The organism is Telluria mixta (assembly GCF_029223865.1).
In the GTDB taxonomy this organism is placed as follows: domain Bacteria; phylum Pseudomonadota; class Gammaproteobacteria; order Burkholderiales; family Burkholderiaceae_D; genus Telluria; species Telluria mixta.
Genome location: NZ_CP119520.1, coordinates 1,296,985 through 1,312,819 on the forward strand (window position 1 = coordinate 1,296,985; position 15,835 = coordinate 1,312,819).

The following is a 15,835-nucleotide window of genomic DNA, read 5'->3' on the forward strand; positions in this document are numbered from 1 at the left end:
TTACTGCACCGTCTTGCCCTCGACGTCGATCCGGCGCACCTCGCCCAGGTTCAGCGCACGGATCGGCGCTTCGATCTTGCTCATGTCCCCGACGACGATCCACACGGGCTGCCGCGGCAGCACGACGCGCGCCGCCAGCGCGTTCAGTTGCGCGGGCGTGACGGCCAGCGCCGTCGCCGTGTACGTGTTGTAGTAATCCTCGGGCAGGCCGTATTGCAGGATCGTCGCGTAGGCATTGCTGAGCTGGCTGACCGTCTCGAACGAACCGGGCAGGCCCAGCGTCTCGTTTGCCTGCGCATCCTGCAGTTCGCGCGGCGTGACGGGGCGGGCGCTGCCCAGCTCGGCGTATTGGCGCGCCAGCTCGCGCAGCGCGTCGGCCGTTTTATCGGTCTGGACCGGTGAATCGCTGACCAGGATGCGCTGCCCGCGCGCCGCGACGAGCGACGAGCCGACGCCATACGACCAGTGTTTATCCTCCCGCAGATCCATGTTCAGGCGCGAACTGAACGTGCCGCCGAACACATCGTTGAGCAGGTTCAGCGCAACGGCATCCGGCGTATTGCGCGGCGGCGCGAGCTGGGCGCCGACGATGTCGCTCTGCAGCGCGCCCGGACGGTCGATCAGGTAGATCGTCGTGCCGGCCGGCTGGTCGACTTTGGTGATCTCATGCGCGGGCAAGGTACCGGCCTTCCACGCGCCGAACGCGCGTTCCAGCAGGGGTGTCAGTTCGGCCAGGGTCGTGTCGCCGACGACGAGCAGGGTCGCGTTGTTCGGCTTGAACCACGTGCCGTGATAGCCCACGAGATCGGCACGCGTCATGCGAGAGACTGCGGCTTCCGTGCCGGTGCCCGTCAGCGGCAGGGAATACGGATGAGCGGCGCCGTACAGCAGCGGCGGCAACACGCGCAAGGCCATCAGGCGCGGCACCGTCTGCTCGCGCTGGATCGCGGCCAGCCGCGTCTTGCGCACGCGTTCGAAATCGGCCTGCGGGAAGGCCGGGCGCAGCGCGAGGTCGGCGTACAGCCCCAGCGCCTGCGCCAGGGTCGGTTTCAACACGTTCATGTTGACGAACGCGCCGTCCAGGTTGATCGAGGTACCGAACGATGCGCCCAGCGCTTCCAGCTCGCGGCTGATCTGCAGCGCGCTGCGCGACGTCGTACCTTCTTCGAGCATGCGCAGGGTGAGGCTCGCGAGGCCGGGCAACGCCTGCGAATCGGAGGCGAAGCCGCCACCGAGCATCAGCGACAGATTGATCACGGGCGCGCCGTGGCGTTCGGCCAGCACGACCTGCATGCCGTTGGACAGCGTCGTCTTCTGCATGGGCGGCAAGCTCAAGGTTTCCGGATGGCCTGCCGGTGGCCCCTTGCTGCGGTCCACCGTCGACGTTCCCGCAGCGAGCCCGGTCGGGAATGGATCGACTTCCAGCACATAGTCGCCGTCGGCCAGCCAGTCGAGCATGGCCTTGCGGACCGCGGCCGGCGTCGCGTCCTTGATGCGCTGCAGGTAGAGCTTGTAGCAGTCCGGATTGCCCGTGTACGTGGCGCAGCGCGCCAGCACGTCGCTCTTGCCGCCGAAGCCGCCCACGCGCTCGACGGCGCGCGCGTGCTGCGCGAGGATCGTCGTCTGCGCGAGATGCAGCTCGGCGGCCGTCGGGCCGGACTTCATCAGCGCGCGCAATTCCTCGTCGGCCAATGTTTCCATGCGCGCGACGTCGGCCGCGGGCGCCCCCGGCTTCGCGGTCAGGTTGATGCCGAACTGGCCGGCGATTTCGTTCGAATCGTTACCGGTGCCGACCGACGTCGCCAGCTGCTCCTTCACGACGAGACGCTGGTACAGGCGCGACGTCTTGCCGCCGCCCAGCACCTGTGCGGCGAGGTCGAGCAGCGGTTCTTCCGGCGTGTCGGCGCCGGGCACGTTCCACAGGCGGTAGATGCGGGCCTGCGGCACGCGGTCCTGGACCTGGCCCCGGTGCGTGCCGCTGCGCTTCGCGACCCATGCCTGCTGGTGCGCCTGCGGCGGGCCCGGAGGAATGTCGCCGTAGTATTTTTCGACCTTCTCGCGGGCCTGCTGCGGCGTGATGTCACCGGCCAGCACGAGCACGACGTTGTTCGGGCCGTAGTGGCCCTTGAACCAGTCGGTGACGTCCGTCATCGACGCGGCGTCGAGGTCGGCCATCGCCCCGATCACGGTCCACGAATACGGGTGATTGGCCGGCCACGTGTTCTCCGTGACGATCTGCTCGACGATGCCGTACGGCTGGTTCTCGCGCTGGCGCTTCTCGTTCTGGACGACGCCCCGCTGCAGGTCGAGTTTTTTCTGATCGAGCACGTTCAGCAGGTGCCCCATGCGGTCGCTCTCGGCGAACAGCGCGTAGTCGAGCATGGACGTGGGCACGGTCTCGAAGTAATTCGTGCGGTCCTTGTTCGTCGTGCCGTTCAGGTCGGTGGCGCCGATGCCTTCCAGTGCCGACAGGAACGTCTTATTAAAATTGGCGCTGCCGGAAAACATCAAGTGCTCGAACAGGTGCGCGAAGCCCGTCTTGCCGGGCTTTTCGTTTTTCGAACCCACGTGATACCACGTGTTGACGGCCACGACGGGAGATTTGTGGTCTTCGTGCACGATCACCATCAGGCCGTTCTTCAGAACAAATTTCGTGTACGGAATATCGGGAATCGGGATGTCGATGCCGGCATCGCGCGCGGGCGCCGGCGCGGCCAGTGCACACATCAAGACGAACGACGAAACAAGAGCAAAGCGCATGCGGGTCTCCTGATGGGATGGACTGCCGCGCTCATTCTAAGCCAGGAAATGTTGCAGGGCTTGTCGGCCTGGACTGACAAGCAGTCCGGGCACGGTCCGCTGCAACAATCATGCATGGGGCGTATCATTGAGGCTGGCAATCAGCAAGGAGAAGCTCATGAATCAGCGACGCTCTTTCCTCAAAAGTTCCGCCGTCCTCGCATCGGTGCTCGGTGCACCCGCCATCCGGACCAGCGCCAAGACCTTGCCGGACGCACCCGTCACCCCTGTCGCGCCGAACGAGCGCATTGTGCGCCTGTACAACACGCACACGGGCGAAAGCCTGCGGACCATTTTCTGGGCCGAGGGCGAATTCATCCCGGATGCCATGCAGGACATCAATAAACTGCTGCGCGACCACCGCAACAACAAGGTGTCGGCCATCGATCCGAAATTGCTCGTCTTGCTGGACCGCATCAGCGCCCAGTACGGCAATCACCCGACCGTGCACGTGATCTCGGGTTATCGCTCGCCGGAAACGAACGAGATGCTGCACGAAAAGACGGGCGGCGTGGCCAAGCACAGCCTGCACATGGAAGGCAAGGCGATCGACGTGCGCATTCCCGGACAGGACCTGGCCAAGCTGCACAAGATCGCGATGGCGCAAAAGGCGGGCGGGGTCGGCTATTACCCGGACTCGCAGTTCGTGCACATGGACGTGGGCCGCGTGCGGTACTGGTAACCATGCGCCGGGCCGTCGCGTGGATGTTATGGGCGCTGTTGGGTGCATCCGCGGCGACGGCGGCGCACGCGCAAACGGCGCCGTCGGATCAAGGTATTCAGACCGTCACGGTCACTTACACGCGCGACCCGGTCGACAAGTCGTATAGAAAAATGATCCGCGGCATGGAGCGGTTCCAGCGCGAGCATGCGCTGGCGCCGCAGGCCACCTTGCGCTTCCGCCTGCTGCCCCGCTCGCCGACCGTGGACATGCACGGCATCACCTTGCGCGTGATCGGCGACCACATCGCCGTGCCGGTCCCCGTCGCGCCCGACAACAGTTTTACGCTGCCGCGCAACGAACAGGCGTTGCAGGAAGACGCCGCCGTCGTCGCCAACCGCAAAACGACGAGCATGACGTGGCGCGCGCAAGTCATGACGCCCGGGCTGCCGCCCGGCACGCGCCGGCTGGGCGACTTGCGCCTGGAGTGTCTCGTCGGCATGGAGGCCGGGCTCGTGTCGAACAGTTCGCCGCTGTTCGGCTGGATCTCGAACGCCCTCACCAGTCCCGAACAGGTGTGCAACAGCCCCGACGGCAATTTCCTCTTTTTTACGGAGCGTCCCGTGTTTGCCGTGACGCTGCGGGCGGGCGACCGCACCGAGATCCTGCCGTTCCGCTTCCTGTATGCGGGTGGCGACCAGACGCGCGACATGCTGCCGTTCTGCGACTGCCAGGTGCTGCTCGACCGCACGTATTACGCGCCGATCTGGGACCGCAGCTGGCCGGACGACACGCTCGTCAGCTTCGAGACCATGGATGACGCACCATGAACCTGCGCCCCATCCTGGTGATTGCTTTATTGCTGTCCGGCTGCGCCACACGCGCACCGGAACCCGGCACGAGCGTGGCCGAATCCCGCTTCGACCAGCTCGTCGTCCCCGGCCGCACGACGCGTGCCGAGCTGCTGGCCGCGTTCGGCCCCACGAAGACGGTCCAGTTCGATTCGGGGATGGAAACGTGGCTCTACACGGCGCCGGCAGCGGGTGGGCATACGGAACTGGTGCTGCTGCTGGGCCCCGACGGCATCGTGCGCAAGCTGCGCAAACGGCCGCCTTATCCGACCGACTCCGCGCCCTGACGGCGGCGTGGTTACCGTACAGACTCGCTATATAATGGGCTGTCATCATTGCGTTGCCCGGCCACCTTGAAAATCCAACTCCCACGTTCGTCGACCGTGCCGCTGTACACCCAGATCAAGGAAGCGATCCGCGCCAAGATCATTGACGGCACTTACGTCGGGCATCAACAACTGCCGTCGGAAAACGACATGATCGCCGCGTTCGGCGTCAGCCGCATCACGGTGCGGCAGGCGGTCAGCGACTTGCAGAAGGAGGGCTTGCTGTTCAAGGTACACGGCAAAGGCACCTTCGTCGCCTTGCCCAATGTCTCCCAGGAGTTGACGCACCTGCAGGGTTTCGGCGAAGCGATGCACCGTCTCGGTCATGAGACCTTCTCGGATGTGTTTGGCCTGAAAACCGTCAAGGCGCCCGCCATCGCCCACGCCAAGCTGCAGATCGAAGACGGCAGCCCGGTAACGGAGGTCCGGCGCGTGCGCTATTTGAACAGGGAGCCGGTCTCGATCGACTACTCCTGGGTAAGGCATGACGTGGGTTCGCGTCTCACGGAGAAGAACCTGCGCGAGAAAGACCTGTTTTCCCTGCTCGAAAACGAGTTGCACCAGCGGCTCCATTCCGCCGACGTGGAAATCGATGCGACGTCCGCGACGAACGACGTCGCCGCCCGCCTGAAAGTCGCGCCGGGCTCGCCGATCCTGCGCATCGAGCGCCTGACGTATGCGCAGGGAGAAAAACCGCTCGTATTCGAATACCTGCATTACCGCGCCGAGACGTTCAAATACAAGATGAAGGTATTGCGCTAGCAAGCCAGCCCTTTCGCCCTGTTTTGGCCGTCCACTCCCCACAACGGCCACCTGTCGCGCCGCCCGCGCACCGTTCCTGACCATTCTTCCCTTCCAGCCCCGCGAAACACGGGGAATTCGACTGGCACACAATTTGCACAGCTTGTTATAACGAGTTATGACGAGGTGCGCACGGTGCCGCAAGGCGAATTTAACGAAAGGGTGACATGAAAACCATTGAACTGGAATACGACCTGGTGATCGTTGGCGGCGGCACGGGCGGGCCGATGGCCGCGGTGAAAGCCAAGGAAAAGAATCCGAAGTTGCGCGTGCTGGTGCTGGAAAAGGCGAACGTCAAGCGCAGCGGCGCCATCTCCATGGGCATGGACGGGTTGAACAATGCGGTCATTCCCGGTCATGCAACGCCGGAACAGTATACGAAGGAGATCACGGTCGCGAACGACGGCATCGTCGACCAGAAAGGGGTGTACGCCTACGCGAGCAACAGCTACGCGATGATCGAGGAGCTCGATCGCTGGGGCGTCAAGTTCGAGAAGGACGAAACCGGCGACTACGCCGTGCGCAAGGTGCATCACCTCGGCAGCTACGTCCTGCCGATGCCGGAAGGGCACCACATGAAGAAGGTGCTGTACCGCCAGCTGAAGCGCCAGCGCGTCGACATCACCAACCGCGTGGTCGCCACGCGCCTGATCACGGGCGTGAACGGCGAGATCGCCGGCGTCATGGGCTTCGATTGCCGCACCGCCGACTTTTATGTGATCAAGGCGAAGGCCGTCGTGCTGTGCACCGGCGCGGCGGGCCGTCTCGGCCTGCCCGCATCCGGCTATATGTTCGGCACGTACGAGAACCCGACCAACAGCGGCGAAGGTCACGTCATGGCCTATCACGCCGGCGCGGAACTGACGAACCTGGAATGCTTCCAGGTCAATCCGCTGATCAAGGATTACAACGGTCCCGCGTGTGCCTACGTCACCGGCCCGTTCGGCGGCTTTACCGCGAACTCCACCGGCGCGCGCTTCATCGAATGCGACTACTGGAGCGGCCAGATGATGCTGGAGTTCTACAACGAGCTGGAAGGCGGCCGCGGTCCCGTCTTCCTGAAGCTCGATCACCTGGCGGAAGAAACGATCGCGGAGATCGAGCACATCCTGCACACCAACGAACGCCCGAGCCGGGGCCGCTTCCACGAACGGCGCGGCAACGACTACCGCCAGAAGGCAATCGAGATGCACATCTCGGAAATCGGCTTTTGCAGTGGTCACAGCGCGTCCGGCATCTGGACCAACGAACATGGCGAGTGCTCCCTCCCCGGCCTGTACGCGGCAGGCGATTGCGCCAGCATCCCGCACAACTACATGCTCGGCGCTTTCGTGTACGGCAAATTCTGCGGCGAGAACGCAGCGGACTACATCGCCGGCAAATCGGCGACTGTCATCAACACCGACATGGTGGAAGCGGAGCGCCAACGCATCATGGCGCCGCTGTCGCGCAGCGAAGGCCTGACACCGTTCCAGGTCGAGTACAAGACGCGCCGCATCGTGAACGATTACCTGCAACCGCCGAAGGTCACGCGCAAGATGGAAATCGCGCTCGAGCGCTTCGGCGAGATCAGGGACGACCTCGAGGAACTCAGCGCCGTCAATCCGCACGAACTGATGCGGGCAATGGAGGCGCACACGATCCGCGACTGCGCGGAACTTGCGGCGCGTTCCTCTCTGTTTCGCAAGGAAAGCCGCTGGGGCCTGTACCACCTGTGCGTCGACCATCCCGAGAAGGACGACGAGAACTGGTTCTGCCACACCAACGTCGGAAAGGGCGCGGACGGGAAGATGGCCTTCCGCAAGCGCGAGATCGAGCCCTACATCGTCGAACTGAATGCCGAAGAAAAAGCCGCGTACCAACGCCTGCGCGTGGCCGGCAGCAAAACCGCCATCGCCGTCTAACCGAACAGGAAAGGAAAGAACATGACCATCGCAACCACCCGCACGCAAGCCCCGGTCGTCGTCGACCAATCGAAGTGCATCGCCGAGAAAGGCTGCACCGTATGCGTCGACGTCTGCCCCCTGGACGTGCTGGCGATCGACATCGTGAGCAACAAGGCATTCATGAAGTTCGACGAATGCTGGTACTGCATGCCGTGCGAACAGGACTGCCCGACCGGCGCCGTGCACGTCAACATCCCCTATCTCGTGCGCTGAGGGGACTCCCATGATGGCAACCACACTCCACGAACGGCTGCACAGCAGCGACCCGGGCGTGCGCCGCGTCGCGGTGCTGGATCTCCCCTACTCCGACGAGGAGGACGACATCGTGCCGCTGCTGGTCGCCGCGCTGGCCGACCCCGACGCGAGCGTACGGCTGGAAGCGGCCAGGGCGATCGAAGGCTATGAAGAACCGGACGTGCTCGAAGCGCTCGTGCCGCTGCTGAAGGACGTCGATCCGGAAGTACGGCGCGCGGCGGCGATCACGCTGGCCGAACTGAAGGAACCGGCGTCGGCACCGTATCTGCTGCCCTACCTGGTCGACGAAGAAGCCTCGGTCCGGGTCGCCGCCCTGCACGCGATCCGTGCCCTGCGCGTGGAAGCGGCGTTCGAGCCCGCGATGCAGGCGCTGGGCGACGTGGACGCCGGCGTGCGGCGCGAAGCGGTGGGCGTGCTCGGCTACCTGAAAAAGCCGGAAGCGATCGGCGCGCTGACGAATGCGGCAGCCAACGATCCGGACCAGGAAGTGCGTCGGATCGCGGTGGGCGCGCTCGGCTACGCCTCGGCGGTCAGCATCCAGCCGACGCTCGGCCGCGTCCTCGCCGATCCGGCCTGGCAGGTGCGCGAGGAAGCGGCGACGACGATGGGCAAGCTCGGGCTGGCGCTCGGCGTGCCGGACCTGGTGCGCGCCATGGATGACGAGTTCTGGCAGGTGCGCGTCAAGGCGGCGCGCAGCCTCGGCAAGCTGAAGGCGAAGCCCGCGGTGCACGCGCTGTGCGAGGCGTTGCGGCACCCGATGAGCAATCTGCGCAAGGAAGCCGTCATCGCGCTGGGCGAGATCGGCGACACGCGCGCCATCGTTCACCTGGAGCTGGCGCTGAAGGACCCGGATTCGGACGTGCGCAAGCTGTCGAAGCTGGCGCTGACGACCATCCAGCTGAACGGAGGTGCGTCATGACACACGTCGTCGGCGAATCGTGCATCGGCTGCAAGTACACCGACTGCGTCTCGGTGTGCCCGGTCGAGTGCTTTCATGAAGGACCGAATTTCCTCGTGATCGATCCGGAAGTCTGCATCGACTGCGGCGTGTGCGTGGCGGAATGTCCCGTCGAGGCGATCTACGACGAAAAGGATCTGCCGGACGGGCAGAAGGACTACGTCGCGCTGAACGCCAGGCTGGCGGCCCGCTGGCCCCTGATCACGCAATCGACGGAACCGCTGCCGGAGGCCGACGAATGGGCGTCCCGGCAGGGCAAGCGCGACCAGCTGGTGGAGGTGGCCTAGCAACGTGGGCAATGCGTCGTTTTTCATGCTGTGACTCATTTTGGAAGGATTCAACATGACACTTCGGTTTCTCATCCGTATTGCCGCACTTTCCGCCGCTGTCCTGTTCACGTCGCCGCTGCAGGCGAAAGAGGTCGTCACGATCGGCATCGGCACGCAGAACACCACCACCAACACCGTCACCGGCGGCATCGTCATCAAGGAGCTGGGCCTGCTCGACAAATACCTGCCGAAGACGGGCAAGTACGCCAACATCGACTTCAAGCTCGACTGGCAGAACTTCACCTCCGGCCCGCCCGTGACCAACGGCATGATGGCCAACAAGATCCAGATCGGCATGATGGGCGACTACCCGCTGCTGGTGAACGGCGCCAACGGCCAGCAAAGCAGGGGCAACGAAACGCAGCTGGTCGCCGTGATCGCCTATAACGCCTTCGGCGCCGGCAACGGCGTGGTGGTCAACAAGGACAGCCCGTATTACCAGCTGGCTGACCTGAAGGGCAAGAACGTGTCCGTGCCGTTCGGCTCGGCGGCGCACGGCATGCTGCTGCAGGCGATGCAGGCGCGCGGCTGGTCGGACGACTTCTGGAACCTCGTCAGCCAGACGCCGGAAATCGGGACCAGCAACCTGCGTGAAAAGAAGATCGACGGTCACGCCGATTTCGTCCCCTTCGGTGAGCTGCTGCCGTACCGGGGCTTCGCCCGCAAGATCTTCGACGGCGCGGAAACCGGGGTGCCCACATTCCACGGCATCGTCGTGCGCAAGGATTTTGCGGACAAGTATCCGGAAGTCGTCGTCGCCTACATCCGCGCCATGATGGATGCCGACGACTGGGTCCGCAAGAACCCGCGACTGGCGGCCGAACAGATCGCGGCATGGACGAAGATCGAGAAAGAGGTCGTCTACATCTTCCTCGGCCCCGACGGCATCCACACGCTGGACCCGACGATCAAGCCCCTGCTCGTGAACTCGGTCAAGACCAGCTACGGCGTGCTGCAAAAGCTGGGCAAGGTGAAGGAATTCAATGTCGATGCCTGGGTCAACGACAGCTATCTGCGCGCAGCCTTCAAACAGCGCGGCCTCGACTACGACGCGCAGAAGCGCACGCTGGCCAACTACGACATCCAGGGCAAGGACCCGATCTGCGGCAAGACGATCACCCGTCCGAAAGACGCCGGCGAAATCTGGATCGAGGGCGGCGACATCGTGCCGCTCAGCTCCCCGGTCTGCACCTTCATGGGGATCAGGAAGTACCAGGATGCTGGCAAGAAAATTGCTGTGGTCTATCTGTACGACCACGGACTCGGCATCAAGGTATTTGCCGACAGAGCCTTCTACGCAGTCAATGGCAGCGGCACGAAACTGGATGTCGTGCCCTTCCTGTTGAAGAAGGACGCGGAGACCAGCGCAGCAAAATCCGGAGGCACCGTCGCAACCTACGAGCAAGTGCTCGCCAAGATGGAGAAATGATCATGGCTCTGATGGACCGTCACCCAATCGCACCACCGCCAGCGGCGCCGCCGCCCCACCCTATCCCCGCCGTGCCGATACGGCAGCCCAGGCTGGAAGCCATCGAAGGCGGCGCGGCCACCGCGCCCGCACCGGGCATCCCATTCTCGCTGAAGCGCTGGCTGGAGTCGGGCATCGGCGCGGCGCTGCTCGGCACCCTGTCGATCGGCGCCGTGCTGCTGGTCTGGTACCTGGCGACACGCTACAAGCTCGACGTCTACATCCGCTTCGGAAACATCCCGACGCCGCTGGATGTGTGGCACAGCATCCTCGACGTCACGCGTTCGGACAAATTCGCGGTGAACATCGGCATCAGCATGCGGCGCGTGCTGCTCGGCTTTTCCGGCGCGGCGATCGTCGGCACGATCCTCGGCATCATGGTCGGCCGCTACCGGATCTTCCGTTCGCTGGCGCTGCCGGCGATGGAATTGTTCCGTCCGATCCCCGCGATCGCATGGGTGCCGATGGCCATCATGCTGTGGCCCAGCAACGAGGTCAGCATCGCGTTCATCACGTTCCTGGGAGCCTTTTTCCCCATCCTGCTCAACACCATCCACGGGGTGGAGAGCGTCGACGGCGTGCTGCTGCGCGCCGCGCACAGTCTCGGTGCGAAGGAGAAGGATGTGATCCTGTATGTCGTGATCCCCGGCGCCCTGCCGCATATCTTCACCGGCCTTGCGGTCGGCATGGGCGTCGCGTGGGTGTCGCTGATTGCGGCGGAAATGATTTCCGGCCAGTTCGGCATCGGCTACTTCACATGGGAAGCGTATTCGCTGATTTCGTATCCCGACATCGCGCTCGGCATGATCACGATCGGCGTCCTCGGCCTCTTGTGCAGCAAGGCGATCGACCTGTGTTCCAGGCTCGCCATGCCGTGGACGGGCGCGGCGGCGGGAGCGGGAAAATGAGTGCGCCATCCATGAACGGCCAGGGCGGCCATATCGAAGTGCGCGACCTCGACATCAGTTTCAAGGCGCGCGGCGCGACCGTACAGGCCGTCAAGTCGGTATCGCTGGACGTGCGGCCGGGCGAATTCGTGTCGCTGATCGGCCCCTCCGGTTGCGGCAAATCCACGCTGATGAACGCGGTCGCCGGTTTCACCACGGCCGACAGGGGCGCACTGACCCTGGATGGCCGGCCCATCGCCGGGCCCGGTTCGGACCGCGGTGTCGTGTTCCAGCAATATTCGCTGTTCCCGTGGATGACGGTGCGCAAGAACGTCGAGTTCGGACTGAAGATGAAGCACGTGCCGCCGACGCAGCGCGAGACGCAGGCGCGTACCCTGCTCGGCCTCGCCGGTTTGCTGGCCTTTGAAAACCATTATCCGGCGCAGCTGTCCGGCGGGATGAAGCAACGCGTCGGTATCGTGCGGGCGCTGGCGACCAGCCCGCAGGTGCTGCTGATGGACGAACCGTTCGGCGCGCTCGATTCGCAGACCCGTTCCGTCATGCAGGAGATCCTGACGAACATGTGGCAACGGTTAAGGCTGTCCGTGCTGTTCATCACGCACGACATCGACGAAGCGATCTTCCTGTCGGACCGCATCTATGTGATGACGGCCAGGCCGGGGCGGATCAAGGCCGACATCAAGGTGCCGCTGCCGCGCCCCCGCACACCGGACATGATGGACACGCCGGAATTCGCGGGACTGGTCCGGGCGATCAAGAAGCTGATCCGCGAAGAAAGCCTGGCCGCGATGGGTGGCGAGTTGCGCGACGGCGGTTATGCCGGACTCAGCACGGAAATCGGACCGGAGGGGGTGGCCCATGTCCTTTGACGAAGCGGCCTGGCCCGACGCCATCACCCTGAACGGCCGCGCGGGCGCTCTGGAGCTGGTATGGGGCGGCAGGCAGGCAGTGTTGTCGTACCGCGCGTTGCGCCGTTCCTGCCGCTGCAGCGTATGCGAGCAGATGCGCAGGTCGACGGACAGCGTCCTGCCCGTTGCCGCCGACGTGGTCCTGCTGAAGATCGAACCAGTGGGCGCGACCGCCATGCAACTGGTTTTCTCGGATGGCCACGCGCGGGGGATTTATCCCTGGACGTATCTCAAACAGATGGCATTCGGCCTGACGAACGGGCTTCCCGAATCTTTGACGACAGGATGGCGTGATGAGTAATTTCTACGAAGCGGAGGTGTTGTCGGTGCGTCATTGGACGGACCGCCTGTTTTCATTTACCACGACACGCGAAGCGAGCTTCCGCTACCAGAGCGGGCAGTTCGCGATGATCGGACTCGAAGTGGACGGCCGGCCGCTGATGCGCGCATACAGCATGGTGAGCCCGCATTACGAAGAACAGCTCGAATTTCTCAGCATTAAGGTGCCGGATGGCCCCCTGACGTCACGCCTGCAGGACATCAAGGTCGGCGATTCGATCCTGGTCGGCCGCAAGGCGTCCGGCACGCTGCTGAGCCAGAACCTGTTGCCCGGCAAGCACCTGTACCTGCTCGGCACGGGCACCGGCCTGGCGCCGTTCATGAGCATCGTGCAGGACCCGGACATCTACGACCAGTTTGACAAAGTGATCCTCGTGCACGGCTGCCGCCACGTCAACGAACTCGCGTACCAGGAACGCATCGCGGCCGACCTGCCGAATCACGAATTCCTGGGCGACCTGGTGGCCGATCGCCTGATCTACTATCCGACGGTCACGCGTGAACCTTTCGAAAACCAGGGGCGCATTCCCGACCTGCTGCAAAGCGCACAGTTCTACGACAGGCTCGGCCTGCCGCCGCTCGACATGGCCCACGACCGCTTCATGCTGTGCGGCAGTCCGGCCATGCTGAAGGACACCGTGGAGGTGCTTGCCGGCCAGGGTCTGAAGGAAGGCAACATGAGCCATCCCGGCCATTACGTCATCGAGCGCGCGTTCGTCGACAAGTAAGGCGACAGGAGACACCATGAAGATACTGGTTCCCGTGAAACGGGTGGTCGACGCCAACGTCAAGGTCCGCGTGAAGCCGGACAAGTCCGGCGTCGACCTGGCCAACATAAAAATGGCCATCAATCCATTCGACGAGATCGCCGTGGAGGAAGCCGTGCGGCTGAAGGAAGCAGGTCACGCGGCGGAAGTCGTCGCCGTGTCCTGCGGGGTCGATGCCTGCCAGGATGTGCTGCGCACCGCGCTGGCCGCCGGCGCCGACCGCGGCATCCTGGTGCGGACGGACGCGCAGCTGCAGCCGCTCGCCGTCGCCAGGTTGCTGGCCGCCATCGTCAGGCGCGAAATCCCGCAACTCGTCATCCTGGGCAAGCAGGCCATCGACGACGATTGCAACCAGACCGGCCAGATGCTGGCGGCCATGCTGGGCTGGCCGCAGGCCACGTTCGCGTCAAAGGTGCGGGTCGAAGGCGACCGGGTGACGGTCGCCCGCGACATCGATGGCGGCATCGAGACCGTGCAACTGGCGCTGCCGGCGGTCGTGACGGCGGACCTGCGCCTGAACGAACCGCGCTTCGTCAGCCTGCCCAACCTGATGAAGTCGAAAAAGAAGCGGCTGGACGTGGTGCCCGCCGAGACCCTCGGCGCCGATCTCTCCCCGCGCTGGACGACGCTGGCCGTCAACCCGCCCCCGCAACGCCAGCCCGGTGTGCTCGTGAAGGATGCGGCCGAACTGGTCCACCGTTTGCGGCACGAAGCGAACGTCATTTAACTTATCGAGGAACATCATGACGGTACTGGTCATTGCCGAACACGACAACGTTTCGCTCCATGTTGCCACGCGCCATGCGGTCGGCGCGGCCCGCCTGTGCGGCGGCGACGTGCACCTTCTCGTCGCGGGACACGATTGCGCCACCGCGGCGCGCACGGCCGGTCGCATCGCCGGCGTGGCAAAGGTGTGGCTCGCCTCGGCCCCGCAGCTGGCGCACGGTCTCGCGGAAAACGTCGCCGCCCAGGCGCTGGAACTGTTGGCGCAGGAGGCTTACACCCACGTACTTGCTGCGGCCAGCACGTTCGGCAAGAGCGTCATGCCGCGCATCGCGGCCGGGCTGGATGCGGGGCAGATCTCGGACGTCACGCGCGTGGTCGCTCCCGACATCTTCGAACGTCCGATCCATGCGGGAAACGCGATCGCGACCGTCCAGGCACTGGACGCCATCAAGGTGCTGACCGTGCGCCCCACCAGTTTCAACGCCGCGCCCCTGGACGACACGGAGGCAATCGTCCAGGACATGACGCCGGTGGACGATGCCGGCACGGCGCGCGTCGTCGCGGTCGAGCGGACGGTGTCGGCGCGGGCGGAGCTGACCTCGGCGCGCGTCGTGGTAGCGGGCGGGCGCGGCCTGGGTTCCGGTGCCGGTTTCACCGTGCTGGAACCGCTGGCGGACGCGCTGGGCGCCGCGATCGGCGCGTCGCGCGCGGCGGTCGACGCCGGCTTTGCCAGCAACACTTTGCAGATCGGCCAGACCGGCAAGGTCGTCGCGCCCGCGCTGTATGTCGCGGTCGGCATTTCGGGTGCCATCCAGCACCTGGCCGGCATCGGTGATGCGAAGGTCATCGTGGCCATCAACAAGGATGCGGAAGCGCCGATTTTCGGCGTGGCGGATTATGGCATCGTCGCGGACCTGTTCGACGTCGTGCCTGCGCTCGTCACCGCATTGCAGGAGGACGAGCAGAAACAGCTGGCCGCCTAGCGGGTCGGGTGCCATGCTGACACATACCGGCCTTTTACTGATCTCCATTGCGATTGGCGTCCTGATCGGCGCAGCCGGCGTAGGCGGGTTTTTCATGCCGCCCGCCCTCATGCTGCTGATGAACATGGACATTCACCAGGGCATGGCGTTGTCCTTGTTCACCTTCATCTTTACCGGCGCAGCGGGCGCGCTCTACTTTCACAGGAAAGGCAGCATGGACTGGACGCTGGTGCGGCCGGTGTGCCTCGGCGCGGCGGCGACGGGCCATGTCGGCGCATGGACCGGCCATCATCTCGCCACCGCATCGCTGTCGACGGCGCTGGCCGCGGTCATCCTCGTCGTCGGCATGTACATGTCGGGCGCCGGCGGCCAGGCGGCGCTTGCCTTGCCGGAGGGCCCGCGCCAACGCTGGCTGATGCTTGCGGCTATCGGCGCCCTCACAGGGTTCTTTTCCGGCCTCACCGGCGTCGGCGGCCAGGTGCTGTCCGTGCCGCTGATGGTCTTGTGCGGTTATCCCGTACTGACCGCAATCGGCGTCGGACAGATGCTGCAAACCGTCGGCGCCTTGTCCGGTTCGCTCGCGAACATGCATTACGCCAGCATCGACTATGGCCTGGCCGCCTTCATCGTCGTGTTTGAAATTGCCGGTGTACTGGCCGGCGCCATCCTCATCCATCGTCTCGACGGCGCGTTCGTCAAGCGCCTGGTAGGCGGGCTGTGCATGGTGGCCGGTTGCGGGTTCATGCTGCGCAGCCTGTAGATGGACGCGCAAGCGGCCTGAATCGGTGTACAGTTGAGCATCATTGTTTT

The 15,835-nt window shown here is 64.6% G+C and carries 17 protein-coding genes; 16 read left to right on the forward strand and 1 reads right to left on the reverse strand.

Going from position 1 to position 15,835, the window contains the following annotated elements; all coding sequences use genetic code 11:
• Positions 1 to 2,760 (reverse strand): M16 family metallopeptidase, encoded by a 2,760-nt coding sequence (locus P0M04_RS05665; RefSeq protein ID WP_259447979.1) that lies wholly within the window; start codon positions 2,758 to 2,760, stop codon positions 1 to 3.
• Between the two features lie 157 nt (positions 2,761 to 2,917).
• Here P0M04_RS05665 and mepK point away from each other — a divergent pair, with 157 nt between their 5' ends.
• The 16 genes from mepK (at position 2,918) to P0M04_RS05745 (ending at position 15,785) form a co-directional block, all read left to right on the forward strand.
• Positions 2,918 to 3,481, forward strand: a complete 564-nt coding sequence (mepK, locus tag P0M04_RS05670; RefSeq protein ID WP_259447980.1) for a peptidoglycan L,D-endopeptidase MepK — start codon at positions 2,918 to 2,920, stop codon at positions 3,479 to 3,481.
• A 2-nt stretch (positions 3,482 to 3,483) separates the two neighbouring features.
• Entirely contained in the window at positions 3,484 to 4,290 is an 807-nt protein-coding gene (locus P0M04_RS05675; protein WP_259447981.1) for a hypothetical protein, read from the forward strand.
• Positions 4,287 to 4,598 carry a hypothetical protein gene (locus P0M04_RS05680; RefSeq protein WP_259447982.1) on the forward strand — a complete coding sequence of 104 codons (312 nt, stop codon included), beginning with the start codon at positions 4,287 to 4,289 and terminating at the stop codon, positions 4,596 to 4,598. The genes P0M04_RS05675 and P0M04_RS05680 overlap by 4 nt, the downstream gene beginning before the upstream one ends.
• A 66-nt stretch (positions 4,599 to 4,664) precedes the next feature.
• A complete protein-coding gene (locus tag P0M04_RS05685; protein WP_259447983.1) occupies positions 4,665 to 5,399 on the forward strand; it encodes a GntR family transcriptional regulator in 735 nt (244 codons plus the stop codon).
• A gap of 206 nt (positions 5,400 to 5,605) precedes the next feature.
• Complete coding sequence (locus P0M04_RS05690) at positions 5,606 to 7,342, forward strand: fumarate reductase/succinate dehydrogenase flavoprotein subunit (protein ID WP_259447984.1); 1,737 nt, start codon at positions 5,606 to 5,608, stop codon at positions 7,340 to 7,342.
• Positions 7,343 to 7,363: 21 nt separating this feature from the next.
• On the forward strand, positions 7,364 to 7,597 hold the full coding sequence (locus tag P0M04_RS05695; protein WP_056448502.1) for a 4Fe-4S dicluster domain-containing protein: 234 nt from the start codon (positions 7,364 to 7,366) through the stop codon (positions 7,595 to 7,597).
• Between the two features lie 10 nt (positions 7,598 to 7,607).
• A complete protein-coding gene (locus P0M04_RS05700; RefSeq protein ID WP_307727059.1) occupies positions 7,608 to 8,558 on the forward strand; it encodes a HEAT repeat domain-containing protein in 951 nt (316 codons plus the stop codon).
• On the forward strand, positions 8,555 to 8,884 hold the full coding sequence (gene fdxA, locus P0M04_RS05705) for a ferredoxin FdxA (RefSeq protein WP_259447985.1): 330 nt from the start codon (positions 8,555 to 8,557) through the stop codon (positions 8,882 to 8,884). Before P0M04_RS05700 ends, fdxA begins: the two co-directional genes overlap by 4 nt.
• Before the next feature lie 55 nt (positions 8,885 to 8,939).
• A complete protein-coding gene (locus tag P0M04_RS05710; RefSeq protein ID WP_259447986.1) occupies positions 8,940 to 10,355 on the forward strand; it encodes an ABC transporter substrate-binding protein in 1,416 nt (471 codons plus the stop codon).
• A 2-nt stretch (positions 10,356 to 10,357) separates the two neighbouring features.
• Positions 10,358 to 11,302 (forward strand): ABC transporter permease, encoded by a 945-nt coding sequence (locus P0M04_RS05715; RefSeq protein ID WP_259447987.1) that lies wholly within the window; start codon positions 10,358 to 10,360, stop codon positions 11,300 to 11,302.
• A complete protein-coding gene (locus P0M04_RS05720) occupies positions 11,299 to 12,171 on the forward strand; it encodes an ABC transporter ATP-binding protein (protein ID WP_259447988.1) in 873 nt (290 codons plus the stop codon). The genes P0M04_RS05715 and P0M04_RS05720 overlap by 4 nt, the downstream gene beginning before the upstream one ends.
• Positions 12,161 to 12,511 carry a DUF971 domain-containing protein gene (locus P0M04_RS05725; protein WP_259447989.1) on the forward strand — a complete coding sequence of 117 codons (351 nt, stop codon included), beginning with the start codon at positions 12,161 to 12,163 and terminating at the stop codon, positions 12,509 to 12,511. Before P0M04_RS05720 ends, P0M04_RS05725 begins: the two co-directional genes overlap by 11 nt.
• A complete protein-coding gene (locus P0M04_RS05730; protein ID WP_259447990.1) occupies positions 12,504 to 13,277 on the forward strand; it encodes a ferredoxin--NADP reductase in 774 nt (257 codons plus the stop codon). Before P0M04_RS05725 ends, P0M04_RS05730 begins: the two co-directional genes overlap by 8 nt.
• Before the next feature lie 16 nt (positions 13,278 to 13,293).
• On the forward strand, positions 13,294 to 14,043 hold the full coding sequence (locus P0M04_RS05735) for an electron transfer flavoprotein subunit beta/FixA family protein (protein ID WP_259447991.1): 750 nt from the start codon (positions 13,294 to 13,296) through the stop codon (positions 14,041 to 14,043).
• A 16-nt stretch (positions 14,044 to 14,059) separates the two neighbouring features.
• Positions 14,060 to 15,025, forward strand: a complete 966-nt coding sequence (locus P0M04_RS05740; RefSeq protein ID WP_259447992.1) for an electron transfer flavoprotein subunit alpha/FixB family protein — start codon at positions 14,060 to 14,062, stop codon at positions 15,023 to 15,025.
• Between the two features lie 13 nt (positions 15,026 to 15,038).
• Entirely contained in the window at positions 15,039 to 15,785 is a 747-nt protein-coding gene (locus P0M04_RS05745) for a sulfite exporter TauE/SafE family protein (protein WP_259447993.1), read from the forward strand.
• Positions 15,786 to 15,835 lie beyond the last annotated feature (50 nt).

What these genes read in the sequence shown, in the direction of transcription:
- P0M04_RS05720 (WP_259447988.1), top strand. Translation starts at nt 11,299, where the DNA reads ATGAGTGCGCCATCCATGAACGGCCAGGGCGGCCATATCGAAGTGCGC.
- P0M04_RS05710 (WP_259447986.1), top strand. Translation starts at nt 8,940, where the DNA reads ATGACACTTCGGTTTCTCATCCGTATTGCCGCACTTTCCGCCGCTGTC.
- P0M04_RS05730 (WP_259447990.1), top strand. Translation starts at nt 12,504, where the DNA reads ATGAGTAATTTCTACGAAGCGGAGGTGTTGTCGGTGCGTCATTGGACG.
- P0M04_RS05690 (WP_259447984.1), top strand. Translation starts at nt 5,606, where the DNA reads ATGAAAACCATTGAACTGGAATACGACCTGGTGATCGTTGGCGGCGGC.
- P0M04_RS05715 (WP_259447987.1), top strand. Translation starts at nt 10,358, where the DNA reads ATGGCTCTGATGGACCGTCACCCAATCGCACCACCGCCAGCGGCGCCG.
- P0M04_RS05725 (WP_259447989.1), top strand. Translation starts at nt 12,161, where the DNA reads ATGTCCTTTGACGAAGCGGCCTGGCCCGACGCCATCACCCTGAACGGC.
- P0M04_RS05735 (WP_259447991.1), top strand. Translation starts at nt 13,294, where the DNA reads ATGAAGATACTGGTTCCCGTGAAACGGGTGGTCGACGCCAACGTCAAG.
- P0M04_RS05680 (WP_259447982.1), top strand. Translation starts at nt 4,287, where the DNA reads ATGAACCTGCGCCCCATCCTGGTGATTGCTTTATTGCTGTCCGGCTGC.
- P0M04_RS05675 (WP_259447981.1), top strand. Translation starts at nt 3,484, where the DNA reads ATGCGCCGGGCCGTCGCGTGGATGTTATGGGCGCTGTTGGGTGCATCC.
- P0M04_RS05745 (WP_259447993.1), top strand. Translation starts at nt 15,039, where the DNA reads ATGCTGACACATACCGGCCTTTTACTGATCTCCATTGCGATTGGCGTC.
- fdxA (WP_259447985.1), top strand. Translation starts at nt 8,555, where the DNA reads ATGACACACGTCGTCGGCGAATCGTGCATCGGCTGCAAGTACACCGAC.
- P0M04_RS05740 (WP_259447992.1), top strand. Translation starts at nt 14,060, where the DNA reads ATGACGGTACTGGTCATTGCCGAACACGACAACGTTTCGCTCCATGTT.
- mepK (WP_259447980.1), top strand. Translation starts at nt 2,918, where the DNA reads ATGAATCAGCGACGCTCTTTCCTCAAAAGTTCCGCCGTCCTCGCATCG.
- P0M04_RS05665 (WP_259447979.1), bottom strand. Translation starts at nt 2,760, where the DNA reads ATGCGCTTTGCTCTTGTTTCGTCGTTCGTCTTGATGTGTGCACTGGCC.
- P0M04_RS05700 (WP_307727059.1), top strand. Translation starts at nt 7,608, where the DNA reads ATGATGGCAACCACACTCCACGAACGGCTGCACAGCAGCGACCCGGGC.
- P0M04_RS05695 (WP_056448502.1), top strand. Translation starts at nt 7,364, where the DNA reads ATGACCATCGCAACCACCCGCACGCAAGCCCCGGTCGTCGTCGACCAA.